A 12,428-nucleotide genomic window follows, 5' to 3' on the forward strand; every position below is an offset into this window, starting at 1 on the left:
GCTCGGTGAAGGGGGTGATGGTGAGGTTGCCCTCGGGGACGGTGACGGCCTCGGGGTGTTCGGTGGGGGTGATGCGGACGGCGTAGGGGTTGGGTCCGGCCGTGGCGTCGGGGGTGCGGGGTGGGGCGAAGGTGAGCTCCACCGTGCCCGTGGTCCCTGGGTAGAGGCGGAGCGTCTGTGGTTCGACGGTCGTCCAGGGGGCGATGGGGCCCACCGGTTCGAAGCGGTACTCGTCGACGACGTCTCCGGTGTTGCGCAGCCGCAGGCGCACGCGTGTCGAAGCGCCCGGGTCGACGGTCGCGGAGGCGGGTTCCAGGGAAGTCCACAGGCTCACGTCAGGACGCTAACGGCGGCGCACGGGACGGAGGAGGGAACGCCGGGCAGGCCGCGGCGGTACGGGGGCAGACCGGGGGGCCGGTGGGACGTCCGGGGTTGCCCTTCGGGGCTCCGGGCCGATCCGGCGCCCGCGCCGCCGGCTCAGGCGGCCGAGCCCTCGCCGGCGTCGTCGCCGGACTCGCCCCAGCGGGCGTTCCACCGGTCCACGTGGCGTTTGAACGTGGACGGCGAGATCTTCAGGAACCTGGCGAGGGAGGTCCAGGAGATCCGGACGTCGTCTCCGTTCATGATGGCGAACAGCAGCTGCTGGAGATTCTCCGGGAGGTCCGGGTTCCAGGTGGCGCCGTCCGAGACCGCCCGCCACCCGTCGGACAACCCGGCGGCGGTCATGGCCTGCTCGATCTGCTGCTGCTTCGCCGCGTAGAGCTTGATGTCCTTCGCCTGTTTGCCGGCCGAGCCCATCTTCTTGAGCCGTTTGTCCAGGGCCGCACTGGTCATCATGAGGTGATCGGCGATGCGCTTCTTGGTGGCGGCGTCCCGGGCCAGCAGATCCTTGACCACGGGCAGCAGTGTTTCGGGGAAGGAGACGTCGAACTTGCCGCTGCCCTTGGACGCGGTCCGCTTCGCCAGCTCCCTGCGGAACTCCGGGGTCATGGCCGCTTCCAGCAGCGGGACCACGTTCCCGACGAACTGCTCCTCCCGCAGCCGCTCCAGCTCCGCCGGGTCGAGCCGGGGAGCGGAGGGGGCCCTGGGGGCGGGCTTCAGGGTGAGCTGCCTGGTGGCCGACACCAGGTCGGCGTCCGACTCGGCCTGCGACTCCTCGGGGTCGCTGTTGGACGGGGTGTCGTTCATGGGCACGAGCCCGACGCCTCTCGGATAGCGCACCTTGCCGTCCTCCGTGCGCTCCAGCCGCAGCTCCTGCTCCCAGCCGCCCTGCGCGCTCTTCGTGGCCTCTCCGTTCGCGATGTTCTCGTCGGTGGGCCGTGCGCCGCCGACCGTGGAGACGTACATACGGCGGCCGTCGGTCATGTTGGCGCCGAACCAGTTGGTGTGGGACCCGGTGGTGTCGGACTCGGTGGTGTCGGCGGCGAAGTCGGGGAAGTTCTGGGCGATGGAGCCGAGGGCGTTCTGGAAGAAGTGGTTGCCGTTCGGGTTGTAGGCGAGCTTGATCCCCAGCCGGTCGCGGAAGTAGTCGAGCAGCGCCAGGCAGGCCTTGCAGGGACGTTTCCGGCCGCGGATGAGGGCCACGTCGTGCGGGGTGTCCCCGGTGACGCCCGCATGGTGCAGGAACATCAGCAACTGCTGCTCGGCGTGCAGTACTTCGTCGCTGTCGCCGTTGTGCAGCAGATACGCGTAGTCCGCGAAGGCGGTGTCGTCCTTCGCGAGCAGCTGCGCCAGGTAGGCGCGGTGCGACGGGTGTTGCGCGGCCTTGGTCGAGATGTCCACCTTGCGGACGTAGGTCATCCTCCGCAGGGCCCGGGTGGTGGCGTTGTCCCGCTTGTCGGACTCGCTCACCGGGCTCCCGTCGACGTCCAGGGACACCGGAGGGAGCGGCTGCGCGACCGGGCGGGGGCGCAGCCCCTCGCCGATCTTCACCCGGGCCGAGCGGTCCCGGCGCCGCTGCTCGGCCACGTTGCCCAGGATCGCGTCCTCGTCCTCGGTGTTCTCGGCGGCACCGGACGCCTGGCCGGTCCTGGCGCGCTTGGCGCCCTGGGAGCCGCCCGCGGGTGCCCGGCGCTTGCCCGGCCGGGACGACGTCACGTTCCGCTCGTCGTCGGCGTCGTAGTCCAGGTTGTCGAAGTCGGTGTACAGGGCGTCGCGCAGGGACTGGCCCGCGGCGTCCTCCTCCGTCGCGGCCTGGGCGCCCCGGTCGAGCAGATAGGCGTGCAGCCTTTCGACCGTCTGGTTCAGGTTCCCGGCGAAGACCAGATGCCCGTTGAAGAGCATCGCCTCGATCTCCTCCTCCTGCTTCGGCTTCGCCGCGCCCTTGGCGTCCTTGTCCTTCTGCTCCTTCTCGTCCTTCGCGGCCCTCGCCTTCTCCCGCTCCTCCAGGAAGGTCACCGCGCGGTACAGCCGGCGGGCGGCGTGGCGCAGACTCTGCGCGGACCGGTGGCCCGCGTAACTGCGCGGATAGTGGACCATCACCGCCTCGTCGACCCGGCCCCACTGCTTCAGCGGCTGCTCACAGGTGCACGCCTTGACCAGTTCGCCGATCGCCTTGGCGTGCCGCTCCCACTGGGTCTCGGAACTGCGTTTGGCCGGCTCGGTGGCCCTGCCCTTGCCCTTCGGCCCGCCGGCCCGCTGTATCTGCGGGACCGCCGTGGCCGGGGCCCGCTGTATCTGCGGGACCGCGGTCGCCGGGGCACGCTGCACGGCGGCACCGGCCGAGCCGCCCTTCGGACGGCCGAGGTCGGGCGCCTGCCCCTGGGCCACCCGGCGGCCGTTGGCCGCGGAGGCCTGCTCGAAGGGGTCGTCCCGGTGGGAGACCGCGACGCCGGTGCCGTCCGGGGTGCCGGCGACGGCACCCGCCGACTGCTGGCGCACATGGTCCAGCTCGTGGAACATCGTCTCGTCGTCCACGCTGCGACGGCTGAGGACGATGTCGTGGCCGACGGTGTAGGCGTGCGCGCCGTACTCCCGCGCCGACCGCTGCGCCACCGTGCCGGAATGCACCCGCACATGGTCGAAGTTCATGCCGTAGGCCTGCTCCGCCTTGCGCCGGACGCCCGCGTCCAGCCGGTCGCCCGGGGTGGCCACGGCGTCGAACACCGAGGAACGGCGCTGGACCGTCGGCTGCTCCCCGTGGCCGCAGTGCGGATCGTGCCGGTGGCGGTCGGCCTCGATGGCCCGGGTGACCGCCGCGTTCCCCGCCGCGCGTTGCAGCGCGAGCAGCGCCGAGGCCACGGCGCCCGGCCGGGGCGCGGCAGCGGGGCCTTCGCCCGCGCGTCGTGCGGTGCCCGGCGCACCCGCCTCCCGCTGCCGCGCGCCGTCGTCCTCGTGTGCGTGCATCCAAGGGCCCCGTTCACTCGGTCGGGCAGAACCGTCCGGTGACCTCCGTCCTAGCCCGCCCCGGCCGCCCACGGGAAGGGCCGCCGGGGCAGCCCTGCGGGCAGGCGTACGGTGCGGACCTCAGGAACCGATGTTGGTGCGCTTGCCGATCAGGTCCCGGTACAGGGCCGCCTTCTCCTCATGGGTCTTCGCCTCGGCGATCGCGGCCTTCCAGTTCCGCTCCAGCTCGTTCAGCTTCGCCACCCAGCCGCCGAACTCCTTCATGTCGACGAGACGCTGGCTCGCGCTGAGCGGGGCGTTGTTGCCGATCTTGTCGTTCTTGTGGCCGCCGACCTGGCTCACCGGGTTGTTGTTCTTCTCGCTGCTGGTGATGCCGTGCTTGTAGCCGTCGGGGGTCCGGCCGCCCGGTCCGGCGGTCTCGATACCGACCTGGAGCGCCCCGTCGCGCTTGTCGGACGGGGGCTTGTACCCCATGAACATGTGCCCGTAGGACTCGTTCGGGAGGATGGTGTCGCCGTGGTAGTCGTTGTTGCCCATGCCCCCGAGGGCCAGGGGCAGGCCGTAGAGGTGGCTGTGGGGATCGAGCCAGTTCTGTCCGGTGGCCTTCAGCCCGCCCTTCTCCACGAAGTCGCCGCGCGCGTCCTCCGTGTTCTCGCCGATGTCCATGTGGTGGGTGCCGAACGGGCGCCGGTACACCGGTTTCTCGGGCGTCGACCTGGGCTCCCAGAACCTGCGGTCCTCCTGGGTGATGTGGAGCCACTGGGGCAGTTCGTAGCCGTGCTCGCCGTCGGCCAGCTGCGGGATGCGGATGTTGACGCGTCCGCCGTAGGCCAGGGCGTGGGCGACGTCGTCCTCGAAGTCCTCGTGGAAGCCGGTCTCCGGGTTGAAGACCTTGAGCCCCTCCTTCAGGATCAGGAAGATCTTGGTCAGCAGCTCGGTGCCGCGCTTCACGCGCTCGTTGTGCTTCTTGGCATCCGGTACGTCGTCGCTGACGCCGGGCGGCAGCATCGTCTTGACGAAGGTCTGGAAGATCTGCTCGTCGCGCTCCCCCTTGAGCGCCTCCCGCTCGGCCGATGGCGTGCCGGCGTCGTGCATGGCCATGTGCCGGCCCATCTGGTAGTCCGGCCGGCCCTGCTTGGCCACCGGCATCCCCTCGGCCCGGTCGCCGGCCGCCTGGTGCCACCGCAGGGTGGCCACGAGCAGGCGCTTGCCCTCGGGCTGCTCCAGCCAGCTGTGGAAGTCACCCGCCTCGATGTAGGCCTCGGCCTCCGCGTGGGTGCCGATGCCCACCGTCTTCAGCCACTTGGGGTCCTCGGTCTCCACCGCCCTGATCGCCTGGAGTTCCGCGTCCGTGAAGCTCGGGCCGCCGCGGACACGCCCGTGCAGCGCCGCCCGCACATGTTTGTTCTTGATCACCGCGTCGCCGCCGACGAGGAGCCGGGCCAGCTGGGCGATGGCCGGGATCGCGGCCGACGGCGGGGTGGAAGCCCCGGACGAGGGCGCGGGCGAGCCGGTGTCCGTGGCCGCGGGGCCGGGCCGGTCCGCGTCCACCCGCTGGACCGGTACGTCCTCGTCCGCGCTGCGCTGCACCGCCTCGGCCGGCGGTGCCGAGGACCCGGGCAGGGCGAGGTCGGGCATGGCGCCCCGGGCCAGCTTCCGGCCGTTGGAGGAGGCGCTCCTCTCGAACGGGTCGTCCGGGTGGGAGACCCTCTCACCATGGCCGTTGGGGGTGCCGGGCACCGGACCCATGGCCTGCTGGCGGACGTGGTCGACCTCCTCGAACATCGTCTCGTCGCTGACCCGCTTCCCGCCGAGCACGATGTGCGGGCCGCTGGTGTAGGCCAGCGCCCCGAGTTCCGCGGCCGAACGCTGGGCGACGGCGTCGTTGTGCACGCGTACATGGCCGAAGGGCATGCCGTAGGCCTGTTCCGCCCGCTGCTGAATACGGGGTTCCAGCGGCGACCCGGGTGAGCTGACGGCGTCGGGGACCGAGGACCGCCGCTGCACGGGCACCGCCCCGTCGGCCTGCCGCCCCTCTGGCTCGCTCTCCGCCCGGACCCGCTGGATCGCCCGGGCCACCGCGGCATTCCCCGCGGTCCCCTGGAGGGCGGCCAACGGCGACGGGGCGACGGCGGGCCGTGACCGAGGGCGGGTGTCGTCCCGGCCGGCGGTCGAGCGGTTCTCTGCCTGAGTGCGCATACGGATTCCCGTTCGGTCGACAAGGGACCTCACCCTCCTACCCCGTCGCCACCCGAGGGCGGGAGGGCCGCGGGGGCAGCACCGGGGGCAGGCCCTGCGGCCGAGGGGTCACCGGGCGTGCCGGGACTGCCCTTGCGGGCAAGTGAGTTGCCCCCGGTACGGCACCGGAGGCCGTTTCGGCGCGCGCGCTTCGCGCGTGAAGGTGGGAATGTTCCTGTCTCGTACCCCGAGGAGAGCAGAGCATGCCGTCCTACCTGTCGCCCGGCGTCTACGTCGAGGAGGTGGCCAGCGGCTCCCGCCCCATCGAGGGCGTGGGCACGTCGGTGGCGGCCTTCGTGGGCCTGGCCCCGACCGGTCCGCTGAACGAGCCGACCCTGGTGACCAACTGGACGCAGTACGTGGCGTCCTTCGGTGAGTTCACCGACGGGTACTACCTCGCGCACTCCGTCTACGGCTTCTTCAACAACGGCGGCACGGCGGCGTACGTCGTCCGCGTCGGCGGTACGGCGGAGGGCGCCGAGACCGCCGACTCGCCCGCCGCTCTGCGCGGTTCGGCCGCTCCGGCCGCGCTGCCGGCCGGCGAGGCCAGGCAGCTCGGCACCTTCAGCGTGAGCGCGCTGGCCTCCGGCGACCTCTCCGTCGAGGTCGCCGACGCGGAGGGCGAGGGTCCCGCCGAACGCTTCAAGCTGGTCGTCAAGGACGGCGGCAGGCCTGTCGAGACCTTCGACGTGACCGCGAAGAAGGGCGGCCGCAACTACGTGGTCACCCAGGTCAAGGAGCGCTCCAAGCTCATCACCGTGACCGAGGCCGCGCCCGCCGCGCAGCTGGCCCGGCCGGACAACCAGACGGTGGCCCTCGTGGCCCCCGCCCCTGCCCCGGCGTCCGCGCCCCCCGTCGCGGACGCCGGTTCCCACCCCGGCCCCGCCGAGTACCTCGGCGACTCGGCCGACCGCACCGGCTTCGGCGGCCTGGAGGCCGTCGACGAGGTGTCCATGGTGGCCGTGCCCGACCTGATGGCCGCCTACCAGCGCGGCGCGATCGACCTGGAGCAGGTCAAGGCCGTCCAGCTCGGCCTGATCGCGCACTGCGAGCTGATGGGCGACCGGGTCGCGGTCATCGACCCGCCGCCGAGCCTCAACGCCCGCCAGATCAGGGTCTGGCGCCAGGAGACGGCCGGCTACGACTCCAAGTACGCGGCCCTGTACTACCCCTGGATCAAGACCTTCGACCCGGCGTCCGGCACCTCCCGGCTGATCCCGCCGTCCGGCCATGTGGCCGGCGTCTGGGCCCGCAACGACGCCGAGCGCGGCGTCCACAAGGCCCCGGCGAACGAGGTGATCCGCGGCGCGGTCGACCTGGAGCTCCAGATCACCCGCGGCGAGCAGGACCTGCTCAACCCGATCGGCGTGAACTGCATCCGCGCGTTCCCCGGCCGCGGCATCCGTATCTGGGGCGCCCGCACCCTCTCCTCCGACCCGGCCTGGCGCTACCTCAACATCCGCCGGTACTTCAACTACCTGGAGGAGTCGATCCTGATCGGCACCCAGTGGGTGGTCTTCGAGCCCAACGACCACAACCTCTGGGCTCGCATCCGGCGCAATATCTCCGCGTTCCTGGTCAACGAGTGGCGCAGCGGCGCGCTGTTCGGGCAGCGGCCCGAGGAGGCGTACTACGTCAAGTGCGACGAGGAGACCAACCCGCCGGAGTCGGTCGACGTCGGCCGTGTGATCTGCGAGATCGGCATCGCACCGGTCAAGCCCGCCGAGTTCGTGATCTTCCGGCTGGCCCAGTTCTCCAGCGGCAGCGGCGAGCTCCAGGAGTAGTGGGCCTGTGTGCCCTCAACCCCCTTGTTCCACAGGCATCTTGAGAAGAACGGGCAGTAAGACATGAGTCTCCAGCCGGGTGACGCCCTCACATCACACAATTTCGGGCTGCAGATCGACGGCGTGATGGTCGAGTACCTCGCCGAGGTCAGCGGCCTGTCGATGGAACAGGACGTCATCACCTACCAGCAGAACACGCCGGACGGGAAGAACCACGTCCGCAACCTGCCGGGCGTGAAGAAGAACGGCACCTGCACGGTCGTACGGGGCATGACCCAGTCCGACTCGTTCAACCAGTGGATCAACGAGTCGATCAACGGCCAGATGGCCACGGCCCGCAAGAACGCGTCCATCATCATGATGGACTTCCAGAACACCCCGGTGAAGCGCTACAACCTGCGCAACGCCTGGTGCAGCAAGATCGACACCAGCACGGTCAAGGCGGGCGAGGCGTCCGCGCTGACCGAGTCGGTGACCATCACGTTCGAAGAACTGGTCATCGAGTAATGAGGCGTTCGGCCGGCCGGGCCGGGAGCGTGGTGGCGCCGCCGCCGGGACCGGAGGTGACGGCGCCCCCGGTCTCCCCGCAACCGGAGGCGCCCCGCGAGGCGCTGCGCACGGAGTTCCCGTTCCAGCTCCCGCGCGGATACGTCGACGAGCAGGGCACCGTCCACCGGGACGGTGTGATGCGCCTGTCCACGGCGAGGGACGAGCTGATCCCCCTCCGGGACGTCCGGGTCCAGGAGAACCCCGCGTTCCTGTCGGTGGTGCTGCTGGGCCGGGTCATCACCCGCCTCGGCACGCTGCCGCTCATGCACGACGGGATCGTGGAGAACATGTTCGCCTCCGATCTGGCGTTCCTGCAGGACTTCTACCGCCAGATCAACGCGGAGGGCCACACCCGGGCCGCGGTCAACTGCCCGCACTGCTCGGAGCCCTTCGAGGTGGAACTCGGCGGGAGCCGCCTGGGGGAATCGTGACGTACGCGACCGACCGGCTGCACGAGGAGATCGCGTACGTCGCCTACCACTTCCACTGGAGCCTGGAGGACATCCTGGACCTGGAGCACGCGGACCGCCGCCGCTTCACGGCCGAGATCGCGTCCCTGGTGACCCGGGCGGCGGAGGGCTGAGCTGTGGGGCTGTGGGATCGAATACGGGGGCGTGAGGCCGCCGACGCCGCTGCCGAGACCTCTGCCGAGGTTTCCGGCGGCGGGCAGCCGCGTCCTGTGGTGGCGGCCGCCTGGCCGGGGCTGCCGCCGATCCAGCGTGCGCTGGGGGCGGGCGGGCCGGTCGCGGACCCGGGGTTCGCCGGCCGCCTGCCGACATGGCAGAACCCGTCGTTCATGGGCATGCGCTCGCACGCGGTACTGGACGGTGAGTCGAGCGCGGGTCTGACCGGGGGCGGCCTCACCGGGATGACGGGGGCGTACTCGGGAACGGCGCCGGGCCTCGAACGCCCGCTGCAGTCACTGCCGTTGGCGGGACCGACGGGGTCGACAGGGCCAACGGGCGGTCGGAGCGCCGCGGTTCCGGTGGTGCCGTTGCGGGCGGTCGGGGGCGGTTCGTCCGGGGCTGCGGGTTCGGCCGGTCCGGTGGGGGCGCCTGCGGTGCAGCGGGTGGCGTTGGCGGGGCGGCGCGGTGGTGGCGCGGTCGCGCAGCGCTCGGGGTCGGCGGGAGCGGTACGGAACGGGGGCGGCGCGCAGACGCCGCCGACTCCGTCGGCCGCGCCGGTCAAGGGCGCGACGCCTGCCGCCCAGCGGCCGTCGACGCTACCGGCGTCGGCCTCGGCCTCGGCCTCGGCCACGGCTTCTGCTTCGGGTGCGGTGCCGGTGGCGTGGGCGCCGCAGGCGACTCCGGCCGTTACGGCTCCGGCCACCGGTCCGCGGGTCACACCGGCACCTCCTGTCCCGCCCCGGCGCAGCGCGCTGACGCATGCACCGGCGGGCACGTCGGCCATGGCGGTGCAGCGGCGTACGTTGCCGTCGGCGCCGCGGACGGTGGCGGTGGGCGAAGGCGATCGAGCAGGGAGCGAACCGGTCGGGGACGCGGTGGTACGGCGCGCGGCCGAGGGTGTGACGTCCGCGCCGGTGAGCGGAGACCAGCCGCGTCCGTCCGGAGGTGCGGGCACGCCCGAGGCGACTCCACGCTCCGCCGGACAAGGCGCTGCTTCCGGACGGGGCCCGGCACCCGCCGTCGTACAACGATCCACTTCCGTGAGCGGACCGTCCGCCCGGCCGGGCAAGCAGGGCGCGGCGGCCGCTGGTCGTACGGCACCGGCTTCGCCCGCTTCCCCGGCTGCTTCCGCCCCGGTCGCGCCCTCGACGCCGCATGTAGCCGGGCCCGTGGTGCAGCGGCGGACGGCGGACACTCCTTCGACCGGCGACCGCACGGCATCAACTCCGCCCACACCGCCTGCCGCCGCAGAACCGGCCGCGCCTTCAACCTCAGCTGTGGAGGCGGGGGTTGTACAGCGGCGAGCGAAGGATGCTGCTTCGGGTGGCGGTCAGACGGGTTTGACTCCGGCCGCGTCGCCTGCCGGTTCCGCGCCGATCAAGGCTGCAACCCCCAGTGGAGATGCGGGAGTTGTGCAGCGTCGGGCGGAGGATGCTGCTTCGACCGGCGGCCGTTCGGTTTCGGCTGCGGCCGCGTCGCCGGCGGCTCCCGGATCGGCCGTGCCTTCAACCACCGGTGAGGATGCGGGGGTTGTGCAGCGACGCGCGCAGGATCCTGCTCCGGGCGGCAGTCGGACGGGTGCGGCTTTGGCTGCGCCGCCTGCCGGTTCCGCGCCGGCCAAGCCTTCAACCTCCCTTACGGAGGCGGGGGGTGTGCAGCGGCGGGCGGGGGATGTCGCTTCGGGTGACGGTCGTTCGGGTTCGGCTGCTGCCGCGTCGCCTGCCGGTTCCGCCTCCGGCGGGGATGCGGCTGTTGTGCAGCGGCAGGCGGAGAGTGCACCGGGCGGCGGCCGTACGACATCGGCGGCGCCGCCGCTGCCGGGGGCCGGGGTCCGCACGGCTCCGGTGTCACCGACGTCTCCTGCTGCTTCCGCGTCCACGGTGTCGCCGGTCACCGGTCCTGTTGTGCAGCGGCAGGCGGAAAGTGCTGCCTCGGACGGCGGTCATACGGCACCGGCGACAACACGTCCCCGTCAGGGGCACGGGAACTCGGCAGGAACGCCGACGACAGCGCCCCGTCAGGGGCGTGGGGCTGAATCTGATGTGCGGCTACCGCCGCGTGGGCGCGACCAGCCCCCACCGGCCGTCACCGAACCCACCACCACCTTGGACGCCCCGGTCGCGAGCGGTGGCCACGACACGTCCGTGCAGCGGCGGGCCGCCGCGAGCCGTGCTTCGGCGCCGCACCGGGATCGGCCTGTTTCCGCCCCCCCTTCCGTGCAGCGCACCGCGGCGCCCTCCGGCACCCCTCGCCCCGGCCTCGGGGCCCCCGTCTCCTCGCCGACGGCGGAGGCGGCGAGTGCTGAGGCTCGTTCCTCCGCGGCTGTGCCGGATGCGCACGCGCCGGTAGGCGCTTCATCGACCGGTCCCGCCACGGCGCCCCCGGCTCCCGCACCGGTCCAGCGTGCCGTCAGTACCCCAGGCACCCCCGGCATCCCAGGCACCCCCGGCATCCCGCGCCTCGGTCTCGGCGCCCCTCTCACGGGCGGAGCCCCCGCGCCGGCCGGCCGCAAGGCACCCGTGCCGTCCGTGCAGCGACAGGCGAGCCCGGCAACCCGTTCGGACAGCCTGGCGCGTCCGGCGTCGCGGACGATGCCACCGATGCCGTCGATACCGCCCGGCGGCCTCCACCAGCCCGTCCCCGTCCCCGTCCCCGCCTCGACACCCACACCCACCCCGCCCTCCCCCGTTCCCGCCACTCCTCCCTTCCTGACCGCAGCCCCAGATCTCGCCCTCCCCAGTGCGCCGGCATCCGTGCAGCGACAGGCGAGCCCGGCAACCCGCTCGGACAGGCCGTCGCCGCCTCCGTCGGTCGTCACCGGGACGGCGGTCTCCGCCCGCGCCGTCTCCGTACAGCGAGCCGCCGCAGCTCCCCAGGCCGCCCAGCCGGTGCCCCTCCGAAGCAAGAGCACCTCCACCGCCCGGCACACCATCCCCCTCCCCGTAGCCCCCCTCAACCTCCCCACCGTCCAGCGCGACGCCGTCACCGCCTCCCCGCCGCCGGTCCATGCCCCGCACTCCGTGAAGAAGGTCCCGGTCACCGGTTCCGCCCTCACCCACCCCGAGGCCCCGCTCACCAAGTCCGAGACGCCGCCACCACCCCCGCCGCCGCCCTCGGCCCCGCCGCCGGACGACCCGCCGCCGTCGTACTCCGCCTCCGCCTCGGCGGCAGGCGAGGAGGACGAACCGCCCGGGTACACGGCGATCGAGGAGGGCGGCTTCGACCCCCGGGCCCTCACCGAGTACCAGGTGGACGCCCTGGTCCACCGGATCATCGACCGGATCACCCGGCATGTCCGCACCGAACTCCGCCGGGACCGTGAACGCGTGGGCAAGCTGCGCGACTTCCGCCCCTGAACCCACCGGCCGCTCGCGCCCACCGCCCGCCCACCACCCCCTCCACAGAAAGGCCCCCGATGGCTCGCCAGGACCCGGGAACCACGATCTGGTTCAGCCTCTCCATCGACGGCGAGAGCCTCGGCTACTTCAACGGGTGCGAGGGGTTGTCGTCGCAGGTGGAGGTCGAGCGCCGGCAGGAGGGCGGCAACAACGGCTTCGTGTGGCAACTGCCCACCCGCGTCACCTTCTCCACCATCCGGCTGACCCGTCCGCTCACCCCGGACACCTCCAAGGTCGCCAAGTGGATCTCCTCCGTGCAGACCGGCATCAAGCGCCCCACCGCCCAGATCACGGCGTTGCGGGCGGACGGCTCGGAGGTCGCCCGCTGGGGTCTGCTCGACGTCCTGCCCGTGAGCTGGCGGGGTCCCTCCCTCGACCCGGCGAGCCCCGCCGTGGCCACCGAGGTCCTGGAGATCACCCACCACGGATTCACGGACTGAGCGAGACGCAAGAGACGCGAGCGAGACGAGAGAGACGAGAGGGCAGAG

At 72.4% G+C, this 12,428-nt stretch carries 8 protein-coding genes and 1 pseudogene; 6 read left to right on the forward strand and 3 right to left on the reverse strand.

The window, feature by feature from the left end:
* The 3 genes and pseudogenes from ACIRR9_RS04270 to ACIRR9_RS04280 all read right to left on the reverse strand — a co-directional run.
* Positions 1-334 (reverse strand): annotated as a pseudogene (locus ACIRR9_RS04270) (peptidoglycan-binding protein); the annotation flags it as partial.
* Positions 335-477: 143 nt separating this feature from the next.
* Complete coding sequence (locus tag ACIRR9_RS04275; protein ID WP_403747370.1) at positions 478-3,345, reverse strand: DUF4157 domain-containing protein; 2,868 nt, start codon at positions 3,343-3,345, stop codon at positions 478-480.
* 120 nt (positions 3,346-3,465) lie between these two features.
* Positions 3,466-5,544, reverse strand: a complete 2,079-nt coding sequence (locus ACIRR9_RS04280; RefSeq protein ID WP_403747371.1) for a DUF4157 domain-containing protein — start codon at positions 5,542-5,544, stop codon at positions 3,466-3,468.
* 242 nt (positions 5,545-5,786) lie between these two features.
* Between ACIRR9_RS04280 and ACIRR9_RS04285 the strand changes: the two genes are divergently transcribed.
* The 6 genes from ACIRR9_RS04285 (at position 5,787) to ACIRR9_RS04310 (ending at position 12,380) form a co-directional block, all read left to right on the forward strand.
* Entirely contained in the window at positions 5,787-7,367 is a 1,581-nt protein-coding gene (locus tag ACIRR9_RS04285) for a phage tail sheath subtilisin-like domain-containing protein (RefSeq protein ID WP_403747373.1), read from the forward strand.
* 63 nt (positions 7,368-7,430) lie between these two features.
* Positions 7,431-7,874 (forward strand): phage tail protein, encoded by a 444-nt coding sequence (locus ACIRR9_RS04290; RefSeq protein WP_365337613.1) that lies wholly within the window; start codon positions 7,431-7,433, stop codon positions 7,872-7,874.
* Positions 7,874-8,347 (forward strand): hypothetical protein, encoded by a 474-nt coding sequence (locus ACIRR9_RS04295; protein ID WP_403747375.1) that lies wholly within the window; start codon positions 7,874-7,876, stop codon positions 8,345-8,347. Before ACIRR9_RS04290 ends, ACIRR9_RS04295 begins: the two co-directional genes overlap by 1 nt.
* Positions 8,344-8,499: a DUF6760 family protein gene (locus ACIRR9_RS04300; RefSeq protein ID WP_185149237.1), complete on the forward strand. Its 156-nt coding sequence runs from the start codon at positions 8,344-8,346 to the stop codon at positions 8,497-8,499. Before ACIRR9_RS04295 ends, ACIRR9_RS04300 begins: the two co-directional genes overlap by 4 nt.
* Before the next feature lie 2,643 nt (positions 8,500-11,142).
* Positions 11,143-11,898, forward strand: coding sequence for a hypothetical protein (locus tag ACIRR9_RS04305; protein ID WP_403747377.1), 756 nt, complete (start codon positions 11,143-11,145; stop codon positions 11,896-11,898).
* A 59-nt stretch (positions 11,899-11,957) separates the two neighbouring features.
* Positions 11,958-12,380, forward strand: coding sequence for a phage tail protein (locus ACIRR9_RS04310; RefSeq protein ID WP_123975597.1), 423 nt, complete (start codon positions 11,958-11,960; stop codon positions 12,378-12,380).
* Positions 12,381-12,428 lie beyond the last annotated feature (48 nt).

Source organism: Streptomyces sp. NPDC101234, from assembly GCF_044767525.1.
GTDB lineage: Bacteria > Actinomycetota > Actinomycetes > Streptomycetales > Streptomycetaceae > Streptomyces > Streptomyces sasae.

Excerpts from the sequence above, each read along its gene's own strand:
- ACIRR9_RS04280 (WP_403747371.1), bottom strand. The coding sequence starts at position 5,544 with ATGCGCACTCAGGCAGAGAACCGCTCGACCGCCGGCCGGGACGACACC.
- ACIRR9_RS04310 (WP_123975597.1), top strand. The coding sequence starts at position 11,958 with ATGGCTCGCCAGGACCCGGGAACCACGATCTGGTTCAGCCTCTCCATC.
- ACIRR9_RS04275 (WP_403747370.1), bottom strand. The coding sequence starts at position 3,345 with ATGCACGCACACGAGGACGACGGCGCGCGGCAGCGGGAGGCGGGTGCG.
- ACIRR9_RS04290 (WP_365337613.1), top strand. The coding sequence starts at position 7,431 with ATGAGTCTCCAGCCGGGTGACGCCCTCACATCACACAATTTCGGGCTG.
- ACIRR9_RS04295 (WP_403747375.1), top strand. The coding sequence starts at position 7,874 with ATGAGGCGTTCGGCCGGCCGGGCCGGGAGCGTGGTGGCGCCGCCGCCG.
- ACIRR9_RS04285 (WP_403747373.1), top strand. The coding sequence starts at position 5,787 with ATGCCGTCCTACCTGTCGCCCGGCGTCTACGTCGAGGAGGTGGCCAGC.
- ACIRR9_RS04305 (WP_403747377.1), top strand. The coding sequence starts at position 11,143 with ATGCCGTCGATACCGCCCGGCGGCCTCCACCAGCCCGTCCCCGTCCCC.